General features: G+C 71.8%; 13 protein-coding genes. 4 read left to right on the top strand and 9 right to left on the bottom strand.

The genetic code is table 11. The annotated features are described in order from the left end of the window. Positions 1-127 precede the first annotated feature (127 nt). Positions 128-1,285: an N-acetylmuramoyl-L-alanine amidase gene (locus JWP64_RS27535; protein WP_297502852.1), complete on the top strand. Its 1,158-nt coding sequence runs from the start codon at positions 128-130 to the stop codon at positions 1,283-1,285. A 128-nt stretch (positions 1,286-1,413) separates the two neighbouring features. Here the strand turns inward: JWP64_RS27535 and JWP64_RS27530 are convergent, their stop codons facing one another. Further along, entirely contained in the window at positions 1,414-2,091 is a 678-nt protein-coding gene (locus JWP64_RS27530; RefSeq protein WP_297502851.1) for a GNAT family N-acetyltransferase, read from the bottom strand. A 239-nt stretch (positions 2,092-2,330) separates the two neighbouring features. On the opposite strand from JWP64_RS27530, the gene JWP64_RS27525 reads away from it, so the two are divergent. Beyond that, positions 2,331-3,686 carry a PLP-dependent aminotransferase family protein gene (locus tag JWP64_RS27525; protein ID WP_297502850.1) on the top strand — a complete coding sequence of 452 codons (1,356 nt, stop codon included), beginning with the start codon at positions 2,331-2,333 and terminating at the stop codon, positions 3,684-3,686. A gap of 1,763 nt (positions 3,687-5,449) precedes the next feature. Further along, positions 5,450-6,400: a D-alanine--D-alanine ligase gene (locus JWP64_RS27520; RefSeq protein ID WP_297502849.1), complete on the top strand. Its 951-nt coding sequence runs from the start codon at positions 5,450-5,452 to the stop codon at positions 6,398-6,400. Between the two features lie 76 nt (positions 6,401-6,476). On the opposite strand, the gene JWP64_RS27515 is transcribed toward JWP64_RS27520, so the two are convergent. From JWP64_RS27515 to rpmH, 8 genes are all read right to left on the bottom strand, one after another. Next, positions 6,477-7,454 carry a ParB/RepB/Spo0J family partition protein gene (locus JWP64_RS27515; RefSeq protein ID WP_297502848.1) on the bottom strand — a complete coding sequence of 326 codons (978 nt, stop codon included), beginning with the start codon at positions 7,452-7,454 and terminating at the stop codon, positions 6,477-6,479. A 5-nt stretch (positions 7,455-7,459) separates the two neighbouring features. Beyond that, positions 7,460-8,356, bottom strand: a complete 897-nt coding sequence (locus JWP64_RS27510) for a ParA family protein (protein ID WP_297502847.1) — start codon at positions 8,354-8,356, stop codon at positions 7,460-7,462. Between the two features lie 38 nt (positions 8,357-8,394). After that, on the bottom strand, positions 8,395-9,075 hold the full coding sequence (gene rsmG, locus JWP64_RS27505; RefSeq protein WP_297502846.1) for a 16S rRNA (guanine(527)-N(7))-methyltransferase RsmG: 681 nt from the start codon (positions 9,073-9,075) through the stop codon (positions 8,395-8,397). Between the two features lie 113 nt (positions 9,076-9,188). Further along, positions 9,189-9,722, bottom strand: a complete 534-nt coding sequence (locus JWP64_RS27500; RefSeq protein ID WP_297502845.1) for a R3H domain-containing nucleic acid-binding protein — start codon at positions 9,720-9,722, stop codon at positions 9,189-9,191. A 159-nt stretch (positions 9,723-9,881) separates the two neighbouring features. After that, on the bottom strand, positions 9,882-10,949 hold the full coding sequence (gene yidC, locus JWP64_RS27495) for a membrane protein insertase YidC (protein WP_297502844.1): 1,068 nt from the start codon (positions 10,947-10,949) through the stop codon (positions 9,882-9,884). Then, entirely contained in the window at positions 10,943-11,260 is a 318-nt protein-coding gene (yidD, locus tag JWP64_RS27490; RefSeq protein ID WP_297502908.1) for a membrane protein insertion efficiency factor YidD, read from the bottom strand. Before yidD ends, yidC begins: the two co-directional genes overlap by 7 nt. A 122-nt stretch (positions 11,261-11,382) precedes the next feature. Further along, complete coding sequence (gene rnpA, locus JWP64_RS27485) at positions 11,383-11,763, bottom strand: ribonuclease P protein component (protein WP_297502843.1); 381 nt, start codon at positions 11,761-11,763, stop codon at positions 11,383-11,385. Positions 11,764-11,779: 16 nt separating this feature from the next. Then, the gene (rpmH, locus tag JWP64_RS27480; protein ID WP_020663687.1) at positions 11,780-11,923 is read right to left on the bottom strand and encodes a 50S ribosomal protein L34; all 144 of its coding nucleotides are present in this window, start codon (positions 11,921-11,923) and stop codon (positions 11,780-11,782) included. A 565-nt stretch (positions 11,924-12,488) separates the two neighbouring features. On the opposite strand from rpmH, the gene dnaA reads away from it, so the two are divergent. Then, complete coding sequence (dnaA, locus tag JWP64_RS27475) at positions 12,489-14,126, top strand: chromosomal replication initiator protein DnaA (RefSeq protein WP_297502842.1); 1,638 nt, start codon at positions 12,489-12,491, stop codon at positions 14,124-14,126. Positions 14,127-15,064 lie beyond the last annotated feature (938 nt).

The following is a 15,064-nucleotide window of genomic DNA, read 5'->3' as shown; positions in this document are numbered from 1 at the left end:
GGGGCAGGGCACAATGGTCGACGGCCGACGCCGGGAGATCCGGCGGTGACGGTGCGTCGCCGAAAGCGTCCCGGGCACCACGCCGGGGGTGTTCGAGGGGCGCCACGATCGATCGAGCGAGGGGTGCATGCAGCTGCTCCGCCGCGGGGACAGTGGTCCGGCGGTCGTCGAGATCCGGGCGAAGCTGCGGGAGTACGGCCTGTTGGCCCCTCCCGGGCCGGCACCGTCCGAGAACTACTTCGACGACGACGTCGAGCACGCCGTCCAGGCCTTCCAGCAACGCCGGGGGCTGATCACCGACGGCATCGTCGGGCACGCCACCTACCGCGCGTTGCGTGAGGCGAGCTGGAAGCTCGGGGACCGCATGCTCGCGCTGCTGGTCTCCTCCCCGATGAGCGGCGACGACGTCGCCCAGCTCCAGGAACGGCTGCTCGAGCTCGGGTACGACCCGGGCCGCCCGGGCGGCGTGTTCGACGACATGACCGAGAACGCCCTGCGCGGGTTCCAGCGCGACTACGGGCTGACGCCGGACGGCGTGTGCGGGCCGGCGACGCTGCGCTCACTGCGGCAGCTCGGCCGCAAGGTGACCGGTGGCCGGCCCGGGCTGCTGCGCGAGCAGGAGCTCCTGCGGCGCGCCGGACCCCGGCTGCGGGGCAAGCGGATCGTGGTGGACCCGGGGCACGGCGGACAGGACCGTGGGGTTCAGGTCTCCGGGGTCGACGAGGCGGACCTCGTCTGGGACCTCGGGCGCCGCCTCGTCGGGCGGATGGCCGCCACCGGCATGGAGGCGCTGCTCTCCCGCCGCGAGGACACCTGCCCCGCGGACGCCGAGCGCGCCACGTTCGCGAACGCCGCCGGCGCGGATCTCGTCCTCTCCCTGCACACCGACGCGAACCACAGCATGCACGCTCAGGGGCTCGCGACCTTCCACTTCGGCAACGGCTCGGGCGCGACGTCCACCGTGGGCGAGGCGCTCGCCGGGCTGATCCAGCGCGAGCTGCTCACCCGCACCGCGATGCTGAACTGCGGCAGCCAGGCGCGGACGTGGGAGCTGCTGCGGCTGACGCGCATGCCCACGGTCCGGGTGGAGATCGGTTACCTGACTAACATGGGGGACCGGCAGAAGCTACTGGACCCGGCGTTCCGGGACATCGTGGCCGAGGGCATCCTCGTCGCCGTCAAACGGCTGTACCTGCTCGGTCAGGACGACCAGCCGACCGGGACGTTCACGTTCTCCGACGTGCTCGCCCGCGAGCTGGGCCGGGGCCAGGCACAGGCGATCTAAGTCCGGTCGCTCCGGGGCGTACTCGCCCCTACGACGATCTGAGGGCCGGGAACGGGCATTCGCTCGTTCCCGGCCCTCGGTGTCTCGGATGGATCTTCCAGGCCGCTGACGGGGCGCTCAGCGAGCCCTCAGAACGTCGCTGGCAGCACCTGGGCCGGGGCCGGTACCCGGGGTGCGGGGCGCTCGACCGGCGCCGCAGCCTGCATCGGAATGGTCACGGTCCCGAGGAGTTGCTCGAGCGCGTGCTCGACGTCCTCCTTCCACGTGATCCCCGAACGGAGCTCCATCCGCAGCCGGGGCCAGCGCGGGTGCGGCCGGACGGTCTTGAAGCCGACGCGGCGGAGGAAGTCCGCGGGCATGACGCAGCCCGGCTCCGATCCGGGCCGCGCGTCCCCGAACGCCTCGACCGCCTTGACGCCGCGGCGGGTGAGGTCCTTCACGACCGCCTGAGCGAGCATCCGGCCGAGGCCCTCGCCGGCGAACTCCGGCATCACCTGCATCGTGGTGAGGAGAACCGCGTCCGCGCTCACGGGACCGGTCGGCATCTCCTCGGCGCGGGGGACGGCCGACGGCGGCGCGTACACGACATAGCCGGCGGGGACGCCGCGCATGTAGACGACCTTCCCGCAGGAGCCCCACTCGAGGAGGATCTCCGAGATCCAGGCCTCCTTCTCCAGCTCCGTGGAGGCGAAGTCCTCCGCCTGCCGGGAGAGGTGCGGCGAGAGCTCCCAGAAGACACAGCGACGACACCGCTTGGGCAGGTCGTCGAGATTGTCCAAGTTGAGTGAGTCGACGTGCCAGGACAACGAGAGGACCTCCGGCAGGCCGCCCGGAGTACGGGCGGCCGTCGTGACGACACTGCACTGACAGATGCTGCACTGACAGCTGTACCGGATGCCCCCGGCGCTCGACGAGCTTAAATCGATACAGCTCCACACAACACCCCGAGTGAGGCGACCGGCGGCCCAGCCTCGCCGAAGGGCAGGAGGACCACCCGTCCCGGTTACACTCGCCGGGTCCTTTCCCCGTGAGCAGGAGGATCCCCGTGTCGATCCCGCCGTACAGCCAGCCCGAGTTCCCCGTCTCGCGGGCGGCGGCAGCGGCGGCAGCGGGGGCGCTCGTACCTCCCACCGAGCGGTTCGCCACCCGCACCTCGGGGATGATCGCCTCCGAGATCCGGGCCCTGTTCGCCGTCGCGAGCCGGCCCGAGGTCGTCTCGCTGGCCGGTGGGATGCCCAACCTGGCGGCGCTGCCGCTCGAGTCGCTGTCCGCCGAGGTCGCCGATCTGGTGGCGCGGGACGGCCAGGTGGCCCTGCAGTACGGCTCCGCGCAGGGCGTCCCGCGGCTGCGCGAGCAGATCTGCGAGGTGATGCGCGAGGAGGGGATCGAGGCCGATCCGGACGACGTCGTCGTCACCGTCGGGTCGCAGATGGCCCTGGACCTGATCACGCGGATCTTCTGCGACCCGGACGACGTCATCCTCGCCGAGGGGCCCTCGTACGTCGGCGCGCTGGGCAGCTTCGCGGCCTACCAGGCGCGCGTCGTCCACGTGGCGATGGACGAGCTCGGGCTGGTGCCGGAGCTCCTGGAGAACGCGCTGCGCGGCCTCGCCGCCCAGGGGATCACGCCGAAGTTCCTCTACACGATCCCGAACTTCCACAACCCCGCCGGCGTGACGATGGCCGTCGACCGCCGGCAGCGCGTCCTGGACCTGTGCGCCGAGTACGGCGTCGGTGTCGTCGAGGACAACCCGTACGGCCTGCTCGGCTTCACGGGGACGGTCTACCCGGCGCTGCGGTCGATGGACCGGGACGTCGTGTACCTCGGCTCCTTCTCCAAGACGTTCGCGTCGGGGCTGCGGGTCGGCTGGGCGCTCGTCCCGCCGGCCGTGCGGGACCGGCTGGTGCTGGCCGCGGAGTCCGCGACGCTGTGCCCGCCGAGCTTCACGCAGATGCTCGTGTCCCGGTACCTCGAGAACCACGACTGGCGCGCCCAGATCAAGACGTTCACCGAGGTGTACCGGGAGCGCCGGGACGCGATGCTCACCGCGCTCGAGACCCACTTGCCCGAGGGCTGCACCTGGACGGTCCCGGACGGCGGCTTCTACGTCTGGCTCACCGTTCCCGAAGGCGTTGACAGCAAGGCGATGCTGCCCCGCGCCGTCACCGCGCGGGTCGCGTACGCGTCCGGCACGGGCTTCTACGCGGACGGCCTCGGCAGCCGTCAGCTGCGGCTCTCCTACTGCTACCCGACGCCGGAGCGCATCGCCGAGGGCGTCCGGCGGTTCGCCGCCGTGCTCGAGGCGGAGCTGGACGTGATGAAGACGTTCGGGGTGCAGGGGAGGCCTGCCCGCGTGGTGCTGGGCCAGGGACCGCAGGCCCCGTCCCCGGACACCGCCTGATCCACCCTCTCTCCAGGCCGACCACAGCGGGCCCTGAGAGCGCCTCTCCGCCTCTCCGGCGCTCCCGGGGCGCGTTGCGCGCGATGGGACCCTGGGATCAGCGGCCGCAGTGGGCGGGGTATCGGCGCTGATGCGGCCCTACGCGCCCCGCCGCGCCGGGTACGGCGTCGCGGTTTCGCGCCACGGGCACGAACGTGGTGACCGCGAGCCGCAGCAGAGGCGCCGACGGCCGGCGGGACATCGCAAGGAGTTCGGAGGCTCGTCGGTGCGGCTGGCGCTGTTTCACGTGAAACGGGGGCGCACTCCAGCACCGCCGGACCCGGCGCGTTTCACGTGAAACGGTGCCTTCGTTGCGCCGTGCTGCTCGCGCTCCTTTCGCGTGCGGACTCCAGCACCTGCCCGAACGCACTCCACAGGCTGAAGGGTGGGCCGGGGAGAGCGGCTCTGGTCCACGTGAATGGCGCCCTCGCCCGGAGCGCCGGCGTTCCGGAAGCTGTTCACGTGAAACGGCGCCTTCCCGCGCTGGGGTCGGCTTCCCGGAGGGCGATCCGATCGAGGGCGACAGAGGTGCATCGCCCTTCCGAGGCCGACTCCCTCTGCTCCTCTGGGCCGCCGTGTGAGCACGCCGAACGGCAAAGCCCCATTTCGAGGCTGTGGATCCTCTACCGCATTGCCGCGCCAGGAGTTGCTGAGCACCCGGTGTTTCACGTGAAACGTCTCGACCGGTGGGTGCGGCGCGCGGGTGGCGACTTCCACCTCGACGCGGCGCCGCGCGCGGGTGGACACCACTCGCTGGGTCCTGCAGGTCGCCGGGCCACTTCGCGGGGGAGCGCATTCGGCGGGCGCTGTTCCACGCGTTTCACGTGAAACAAGGACACGGTCCGACGAGCGGTGTTTCACGTGGAACATCGAGGACCCCGCCCCGCCCGATGTCGTCCGTCGACGCCCCCGGCCGCACCCGGCGCTACACGCCTTCGCGGCGGACCTGCCGGACCTGCCGGACCTGCCGGACCTGCCGGCCTTGATGATCCGACCCGATCGGACACCGGTTTGTACGGCATCCCAAGGAGCGCGCGCACGTCCTGCGTCGCGCCGGGGTAGCGGCCGAGGCCATCCGGCTCTCCACCACGTCCTGCGCTGTGGTGAGTGCGTGCGGGCGAGAGGGCGAGAGGGCGGCGGCGATCAACGCCCGGCACTGATCCCGGATGTGGTCCTCCGACGACGCGCCGGTGCCTCGCCGCACCGCGGGAGCGACGTGTCCCCGCGCCGTTCGGATTTCGCCCCGCCTGCCGAAGACGGGGCGACCAGCCGGACGGAGGACGCGGCAGCTGTGGCCGACCGCGCCTCCGCAGATTCCCGTACCCTCTCGGCGCGAAGCGGTGGTCCGGCGCCCGCGTCGGGCGGATCCCGCCCGCGACGTCCCGCGACATCCCGTGCCGATCCAGGGGAGCGCGCCTTCAAGACGACGACCCTGCGTGGACAGGCCCAGAGATGCGCGAGCACGTCGACCGCAAGAACCGGGCGGCGCGGCAAGCCCGGGGGTGCAGTGGGCGGTCACGAAAGAGCAGGGGCTCAAGGTCCCCGGCGAGTTCCTCGGGCGCCGCCGACGGACCGCCACGCGCGATCTTCCGCCGAACCACCCCGGACCCCGGAAGCCGGGACCGGGCAGCCCGAAGGCTCCCGTTGCTGTTTCACGTGGAACATCGCCCCGCACGTGCCGGCCGCATGACTAGCCGCTCCGGGCCGTAGCGCAGAATGCCGGCGTGAACGATCGAACCGTGGCCGTGTTGGCGGGTGGGCTCTCCCATGAGCGCGAGGTTTCCCTGCGATCGGGCAGGAGGCTCGCCGGGGCGCTGCGCAAGGCCGGGATCGACGTCCGTGAATGGGATGCCGACGCGTCCCTGATCGAACGGCTGCGCACGGACCGGCCGGACGCCGCCGTGGTCGCGCTGCACGGGGGAGAGGGCGAGAACGGCTCCGTGCAGGCGGTGCTGGAGCTTCTCGGCATCCCGTTCGTCGGCACCTCGGCCCAGGCCTCCCGCCGAGCGTGGGACAAGCCGACCGCCAAGGCCGAACTCGCGCGCTCGGGCCTGAGCACGCCGGACTGGGTCGCGCTCCCGCACACGACCTTCCGGGAGCTCGGGGCACAGGCCGTGCTCGACGCCATGGTCGAGCGTCTCGGCCTGCCCCTGATGCTGAAGCCGGACCAGGGCGGCTCCGCCCTCGGCGCGCAGGTGGTCCGGGCCGCCGCGGACCTGCCCGCCGCGATGGTCAGCTGTCTCGCCTACGCGGACACAGTCCTCGCGGAGCGGTTCGTCGTCGGCACGGAGGTCGCCGTCTCCGTGGTCGACGACGGCGCCGGCGGCCCGCGCGCCCTGCCTCCGGTCGAGGTCGACGTGCCGGGCGGCGTGTACGACTACACGGCTCGCTACACCCAGGGTGCTGCGACCTTCCACTGCCCGGCCCGCCTGCCCGAGGAGACCGTCGAGCTCCTGAAGGAGACCGCCCTCCAGGCGCACCAGCTCCTCGGGCTCCGGGACATCTCCCGCATGGACGCCGTCGTCGACGCCGACGGACGGGTGCAGATCCTGGAGGTGAACGTGTCCCCGGGACTCACCGACACGTCGCTGCTCCCGACCGCCGTCGCGGCGGCCGGGATGGACCTCGGCGAGCTGTTCGCCGCCCTCGTCGAGCGCGCCGTCGAACGCGGGTAGTGCCCGGCCGGAACGCCATGAGGCCCGATGTTCCACGTGCATCATCGGGCCTCTTCGTCTGTACGGCGGGGAGCGCTCAGTCCTCGGCGCGGCCCATCAGCTGAGCGATCCGCTCCAGGTCCTCGACCGAGCCGAACTCGACGACGATGCGGCCCTTGCGCTGTCCGAGCTCGACCTTGACCCTGGTGTCGAAGCGGTCCGACAGGCTCTCCGCGAGCCGGTCGGCCCCGGGTGCGTGGATCGGGGCGCGACGGGCCTTGCGGGCCGGGGCAGCCCGCTCGCTGCGTGCCAGCACGACGGCCTCCTCGGTCGCCCGCACCGACATGCCCTCGGCGACGATCCGGGCGGCGAGCTCCTCCTGCTTCTCCGCCTCGTCGAGCCCGAGGAGCGCGCGGGCGTGCCCGGCCGACAGCACGCCGGCCGCGACCCGGCGCTGGACCGGCACCGGCAGCTTCAGCAACCGGATCATGTTCGTGACGACCGGCCGGCTACGGCCGATCCGGTCCGCCAGCTCGGTGTGGGTGACCCCGAACTCCCCGAGCAGCTGCTCGTAGGCGGCGGCTTCCTCGAGCGGGTTCAGCTGGACGCGGTGGATGTTCTCCAGCAGCGCGTCCCGCAGCATGGCGTCGTCGCCGGTCTGCCGCACGATCGCCGGCAGCACCTCGAGCCCGGCGCGCCTGGACGCCCGCCAGCGGCGCTCACCCATGACGAGCTCGAAGCTGCCGGGGCTCGTCTCCCGCACGACGACCGGCTGCAACAGGCCGAACTCGCGAATGGAGTGCTCGAGCTCGGCGAGGTGCTCGTCGTCGAACTGGGTGCGGGGCTGCTTGGCGTTCGGCCGGATCGCCTCCACGGGGATCTCGCGGTACACGGCGCCGTACCCGTCACCGTCGACGGGCGGGTTGTCCGGCACCGAGGCGAGGGGCCGGCTCCACCGGTCCGGCACGTCCGTCGACGGGCGGGGGATCGGCGTCTCACCGGGGGAGCCGGGCGGGGGGCCCGTCGGGATCAGCGCGGCCAACCCGCGGCCCAGACCACCCTTGCGCTCGGCCATCATCGCTACCGCCCGTTCGTCTCTGGGATACCCATCTCGGCGCCGTAGGCGGCGATCTCCCGGGCGGCGTCGACGTAGCTCATCGCGCCCCGCGAGCCGGGGTCGTAGGCGAGCACGGTCTGGCTGTATCCCGGCGCCTCGGAGACCTTGACGCTGCGCGGGATCACCGTACGCAGAACCGTGCCCCCGAAGTGCTGCCTGACCTCCGACGTCACCTGATCGGCGAGCTTCGTCCGCCCGTCGTACATGGTGAGCAGGATCGTGGAGACGTGCAGCGCGGTGTTGAGGTGCGACCGTACGAGGTCGATGTTGCTGAGCAGCTGGCCGAGCCCCTCCAGCGCGTAGTACTCGCACTGGATCGGGATCAGCACCTCGGCGGCCGCGACGAGCGCGTTGACCGTCAACAGGCCGAGTGACGGCGGGCAGTCGATGAGGACGTAGTCCACGTCCAGCTCGTCGAGCACCGCGTCGGAGAGGGCCTGCTTCAGCCGCGACTCCCGGGCCACCATGCTCACGAGCTCGATCTCGGCCCCGGCCAGGTCGATCGTGGCCGGGACGCACAGAAGATTCTCCGACGCCGTGCTCTGCGCCGCGGCCTCGCTCAGGCTGATCTCGCCGAGCAACGCCTCGTAGATCGACGGCGTGCCCGCCCGATGTTCCACACCGAGCGCGGTGCTGGCGTTGCCCTGCGGGTCCAGGTCGATGACGAGCACCCGGATGCCGTGCAGCGCGAGCGCCGCGGCGATGTTGACGGTGCTGGTCGTCTTGCCGACGCCACCCTTCTGGTTGGCGACGGTGAGGACACGCCTGTGCGCGGGCTTCGGCATCGAGTGCCGGTCCGGATGCAGGACGCGCGCCGCGCGTTCCGCCTCCTCCGCGATGGGGGTCCAGCCGATGCTCACGCGGGGACCTTCCTTCGATGTTTCACGTGGAACAGCAGTCACGGCCGCTGCCCCTTCTTCCGGTCCCGGCGTCCGGCCCGCCCGCTCGGCCGGGACTCCCGGTCGACGGCGATCACGGTGCTCGGGGGATCGACGACGCCCACCCCGCAGTGCAGAACCCGCGGAGCGCCACCGCCCAGTTTCCGGACGGCGTCGGCGTCCCGGGCGATCTCCTCGGGTGCGGAGGCGCCCTTCACCGCGAGCATCGTGCCGCCCTGGCGGAGCAGCGGGATGGCCCAGCCGGCGAGGCGGTGCAGCGGTGCGACAGCACGAGCGGTGACCACGTCGGCCCCCTCCCATCGACGCCTGATCGCATTCTCCTCCGCCCGGCCCCGCTCGACGGTGAGCGACAGGCCCAGATCCGCGATGACCTCGTCGAGCCACTCGACCCGGCGGGCGAGCGGTTCGACGAGCACGATCCGAAGATCGGGACGGGCGAGCGCCAACGGTATCCCGGGCAGGCCCGCTCCCGAGCCGATATCGACCACGTTCGCGCTGTCCGGCATCAGTTCCGCGACGACAGCACAGTTCAGCACGTGCCGATCCCACAACCGGGGGGTCTCGCGGGGGCCGATGAGGCCTCGCTCCACCCCGGACGTCGCCAGGTGCTCGACGTAGCGGGCGGCCGCGTCGAGCCGGGGGCCGAAGACCTCGGCGGCAGCCGGCGGTGGATGTTCCACGTGAAACGCGACCTCCTCGGAGCCGGCTGCGGAGCCGGGTACGGGTACGGAAGCGCCCCCCGGTCCCTGAGGACCGGAGGGCGCCACGACCGGTTCGGCTCGCCCGGTCCCGCTCACTTCGTCCGGGAGACGACGACCTGCCGGCGCGGCTCCTCGCCCTCGCTCTCGCTGAAGACGCCCTTCACCCCCGCGACGGCGTCGTGCACGACCTTGCGCTCGAACGGCGTCATCGGGCGCAGCCGGACCGGCTCGCCGGTCTCCAGCACGTCGACGGCCGTCCGCTTGCCGATCTCGGTCAGCTCGTCCCGGCGGCGCTGACGCCAGCCTGCGATGTCCAGCATCAGCCGGCTCCGGTTGCCCGAGGACTGCTGCACGGCGAGCCGGGTGAGCTCCTGTAGCGACTCGAGGACGTTGCCCCGGTCGCCGACGAGCTTCTCCAGGTCCTCGCCGCCGTCGATGCTCACGATCGCGCGGCCGGCCTCGACGTCGAGGTCGATGTCCCCGTCGAAGTCCAGGATGTCCAGCAGCCGCTCGAGGTAGTCGCCCGCGATGTCACCCTCGCGGATCAGCTGGTCCTCGCCCGACGTCGGCGTGTCCGCCTTGGGGGTGGCGGGGGGCGCCGAGCCCTCCTCTGCCGTCTTCGGCACGGTGGTTCTCCCTTCGAGGTGTTCCGGTGGCCGACGGGGACCTGTCCCGTCGGCCCACCGAGGAGCCCGCACCCGGGCGGGCTCCGGAGGTTCGTGGGCGCCGCGGCGGCTGCGACGTTCGGCGCCGGTACGGCTGCTCGACGACGTGGCCGCGGCGCGTCAGCGTCGCTTGCGTCCCTTGTTCCGGGCGGCCTGCGGACGCGAGCCGCCACCACCCGAGCGGTTGCCCTGGCCGCCCTGGCGCTTGGCGCTCACGGGCTTGGCCCCGGGCTTCTTCGCCGGGGCGGAGCTCCCGTTCCCGTTGGTCGAGCCGTTGCCGTTCGCCGACGGCTCGGCGTCCACCGGGGTCTCGGACCCGTCGTCCCCCTGCGGCCGCACCTGCGGCTTCTGGCCCGGCTTCGGGGCGAGGGCGTTGCGGTTGGCGACGGCCTGCTCGCGCTTCTCCGTCTCCTCGGCGTCGATCTTCCGGTACACGAGGTACTGCTGGCCGAGGGTCCACAGGTTGTTCGAGACCCAGTAGAAGAGGATGGCGAGCGGCAGGAACGGGGCACCGACGACGACGCCGATCGGGAACACGTACAGCATTAGCTTGTTCATGATCGCGGCCTGCGGGGCGGCGGCCTGGGCCTCCGCCTGGCGGGCGACGGAGTGCCGCGCGGTGATGTGGGTGAAGATGCCCGCCGCGATCATCAGCGGGATCATCACGATCAGCATGCTCGGGACGTCCGTGCCCAGGCTCTCGAGGCTGGGCGCACCCTGCAGCGGGACCACCGAGGCGCCGAGCTTGGCGCCGAACAGGTCCGCGTCGATGAACGACTTGACCTCGTCCGCGCCGAAGAAGTAGTTCTCCGTCTTGCCCGGCCTGAACTCGCGGAGCACGTGGAACAGGCCGATGAACACCGGCACCTGGACGAGCACGGGGAGGCAGCCGGCCAGCGGGTTCGCGCCGTTCTCGGACTGCAGCTTCTGCATCTCCGCGGCGAGCTTCTGCTTGTCGTTGGCGTACTTCTTCCGGAGCTTCTGCATCTCCGGGGCCATCTCCTGCATCTTGCGCATGGAGCGGACCTGGCCGACGAAGGGCTTGTAGAGGATCAGCCGCAGCGTGAAGACGAGGAACACGACCGACAGCGCCCAGGTGATGCCCTTGTCCTCGCCGAGGACGTAGCCGAACGCCTGGTGCCAGACCCACATGATGAAGGACACGGGGTAGTAGATGAAGTTCAGCACGGCGCTTGCTCCTCGCAGTTCCTGGCGCAGTCGTGGGGCTCGTGGTGGGCGCGCGCGGCCCCCGCCGCAGGGTCGGCAGACGCCGCAGGTCCGGGGCCGGCCCGCGCCCGGCGTTCCGGCACGGGGTCCACACCGCCAGGGTGCCACGGTCCGCAGCGCAACAGTCGCAGAACTGCCAGACCGGTCCCGCGCAGCGCTCCGTGCACCTGGACGGCCTCGACCGCGTAGGCGCTGCAGCTCGGGTAGAACCGGCAGGTCGGAGGCAGCGCCGGGGAGATCCAGTGCTGGTAGAAGCGCACGGCGCCGATCAGGACGCGGGCGACCGGCCCGGGACGGGGGCCGTCCGCCGCGCTCGTGTCGGTGGTGACGTCGTCCGGTCCCGAACCCTCGGAGGTGGGGTGCCCGGAGACGGGCTCGTCGGAGGCGGGGCCGATCACGGGCTGCTCGCCGTCGCGCGGAGTTTGCGGAGCGCGGCGCGCAGGCCGGAGTCCAGGTCCTCGGCCAGCTCGGCGGACGTGGCGTCGGCCGCCGGCGGAAGGGCCCGGACGACGAGGAGCGCCCCGGCGGGCAGGTCCGCGATCCGGGGTGCGACGAGGTGTCGGAGGCGACGCGTCACCCGGTGCCGCACGACGGCGTTGCCGACCGCCTTGCTCACGACGAACCCGGCGCGCGCCGAAGAGGACGGCGCGGCCGGGTCCTGGGTGTTACTCACCTGAAGATGTACGACGAGACGGGAACGTCCGGCCCTACGGCCACGGCGGATCGTCGAGGCGAAGTCGTCCCGACGGGTCAGCCGGGCGTCGGCCGGAAGCACTCCGACGCCGCGATGATCAGGCGGAGAGCTCGGCGCGGCCCTTACGGCGGCGCCCAGCGAGGATGGCGCGCCCCGCGCGGGTACGCATGCGCAGCCGGAAACCGTGCGTCTTGGCCCGGCGGCGGTTGTTCGGCTGGAAAGTGCGCTTGCCCTTGCTCACGGTCGGCTCTCCCGGTCGACGGCGTCCTGGCGTGGAGCCGGGCCGTCTGTAGCTGTCGTCACTGAGGTCTGGTCGTACTGGTCTGGTGGTGCTGCGGTGTCCGGGAACGATCAGAGCGCGGTAGCACGAACAGCAGCGCGCACCGATCCTCACGGACACGGTTCGTCCCAGGGTACGCAGCCGCTCGGAAGAGGGTCAAACCGCCCCACCACCTGCGTCGCGAGAGCCCTCGAACCGCCGCCACGATCGCGCAGGGCGACGGCCCCGTCACCCGGAGAACCCGACACGCGGGGGCGCCTTGTGGCCGCGACCAGGGTGTTGTTAACGTGCCCGCCTCGCAGTTCCGTCCCGGTGGGATCGGAACACGTCCGCTCCGAGAGAGCCGGGCGGGCCCGCCCGGGGTCCGCCCCGCAGCCCTGCGTAGGGTCTGTGCACATGTGTGGATAGGTCTGGGGATACCCGATGCCCGGACCTGCACCCGTCCGGCCGCAGGTCGGACCCAATGACGACCCGGTGACCGCCCATTGCGGACCGGTTACGACTCGGGGAGAGGAGGAGCCGGACGGTGACCGACCAACCTGGTGATCTCGGACAGGTCTGGAACCAGGTCATCGCGGACCTCTCCGGCTCACCCGAACACGGCTCGCCCGGGCTCTCCGCGCAACAGCGCGCGTTCCTCCGGCTGACCCGTCCGCTCGGACTGCTCGACGGCACCGCACTGCTCGCCGCGCCGAGCGAGTTCGCGAAGGACGCGATCGAGCGCATCCTGCGCCGGCCGATCAGCGACGCGCTCGGCCGTCATCTCGGCGTGCAGGTCAACCTCGCCGTCGTCGTCGACGCCTCCGCGGCGTCCGGCGGCACCGAGGTCCCGGATCCGCCGGAACGCGTCCATCCCTCGCGCAACAGCGGGGCACCGGCCCGTCCCGAACGCGACGACGACCGCCTGTCGGAGCCGATGCCCCTCGGCGGCGACGCCCTTCCGGGCACGGGGAGCGAACCGCTCGGCCTCGACGTCCCGACGCCGCCCGGCGGCACCCCTCTCGTCGGGATCGGCGCGAACGACGGGGAGGGCCCGCACGGCTCCCTCGCCGCGTCGGGGGCCGCCCGCCCGGAGGCGTGGCCGACCTACTCGGCCCCCCGCGCGGGAGATCCGGTCGCCCCGCGCTCGCAGACCCGGCTGAACGAGAAGTACATCTTCGACACGTTCGTCATCGGCGCCTCGAACCGGTTCAGCCACGCCGCGGCCGTCGCCGTCGCGGAGGCGCCGGCACGGGCGTACAACCCGCTCTTCATCTGGGGCGAGTCCGGGCTGGGCAAGACCCACCTGCTGCACGCCGTCGGGCACTACGCCCAGCGGCTGTTCCCGGGCATGCGCGTGCGGTACGTCAGTACCGAGGAGTTCACCAACGACTTCATCAACTCCCTGCGCGACGACCGGAAGGTGGCCTTCCAGCGCCGCTACCGCGACGTCGACGTGCTGCTGGTGGACGACATCCAGTTCCTGGAGGGGAAGGAAGGAACCCAGGAGGAGTTCTTCCACACCTTCAACACACTGCACAACGCGAACAAGCAGATCGTCGTCTCCTCGGACCGGCCACCCAAGCGGCTGGAGACCCTCGAGGACCGGATGCGGACCCGCTTCGAATGGGGTCTCATCACGGACATCCAGCCGCCCGAGCTCGAGACGCGCATCGCGATCCTCCGGAAGAAGGCGGCCCAGGACCGGCTCGCCGTTCCCGGTGACGTCCTGGAGTTCATCGCCGAGCGCATCGAGCGGAACATCCGCGAGCTCGAGGGCGCGCTGATCCGGGTGACGGCGTTCGCGTCGCTGAACCGGCAGCCGGTCGACACCCAGCTCGCGGAGATCGTGCTGCGCGACCTCATCCCGGACGCGTCGGCGTCGGAGATCACGGCGCCGACGATCATGGCCGTCACGGCGGACTTCTTCAACGTGTCCCTCGACGAGCTGTGCGGGCCGGGCAAGACGAAGGCGCTCGCCCAGGCGCGGCAGATCTCCATGTACCTGTGCCGCGAGCTGACGGACCTCTCGCTGCCACGGATCGGGCAGACCTTCGGCGGCCGGGACCATACGACCGTCATGCACGCGGACAAGAAGATCCGCAACGAGATCTCGCTCCGCCGCAAGACCTTCGAGCAGGTCCAGGAGCTCACCGCGCGCATCAAGCAGCGCGCCCGCCACTGACCTGAACCTGCGCGTCCGTGCCGTGCCCCGGAGCCCGGGCGCACCACGCGCGCCGTCCAGCTCCACGCGCGCGATCGACTGCGCGCCTCGCACCGAGACGCGCGTGGGCCGAGCCTTCCCGCGCACCGCGCCGCACCACGCGCGGCGTCCAGCGTGACGCGCCCGGTCGACCGCGCGCGTCGCACCAGAGCGCGCGCGGGGACCAGAGTGGGTCACCCGCGCCGCCGGCACCCCCGGCCCCGGGTCTGAAGTCGATCACCGCTCGACAGTGAGTCGATCTTCACGGCACCCCCGAACGACGATTCGACGCCGAGTTGTCCCCAGGCCCCCACAACCGCAGGTCAGGGCCCCGCGAGGAAAACGCGCCCGAACCGGACCGATCGCCCACTCACTCCCCGCATCGCGCCGAGGCGAGCGAGCACCCACACGGAAACAGCGCCGAGACGACCGGAGAGCGCCGATCTCGCACCGGCCGGGGCTCCCCGGGACCCCGGAGCCGACGGCCGGACACAGCCGAACCCCGCGTGCATCGATCCGGACACGATCTCGATCCGGTGTATCCCGGAACTCCACGCGTGTCGCTCCACCGTGTACCGCTCGTCGGCCGCTAACGGGCGTTCGCCGCTCGGCAGTGATCACGAAACGGGAGGGCAGGCTCTCGCTTGGTGACCGAGCGTCATCGCTCGTGAACAAGGTGAGGTTCCTGAGGGTTTCGCCGCGCGACATCGTGGCGTGCTGTTCCCGCCGAGCGGTCGCACAGCGTGGACGCGCGGCCACGTTTCACCCACATCTGGGGACAAGTCTGTGGATGGTCGGTCTGCAGCCGGTGGACGAACGACCCCGAACCCGTGGACAACTCACCCCGGATCGGGGGATGGATCCGGGACAGGGGAGCCCGATCGCCGTTCATCCACGGTTCGCCCGGCCCGTCAACCGGT

The organism is Pseudonocardia sp., from assembly GCF_025465255.1.
In the GTDB taxonomy this organism is placed as follows: Bacteria; Actinomycetota; Actinomycetes; order Mycobacteriales; family Pseudonocardiaceae; genus Pseudonocardia.
The sequence above is the reverse complement of the archived record's forward strand: the minus strand, read 5'-3'. Positions and strand labels throughout refer to the sequence as shown.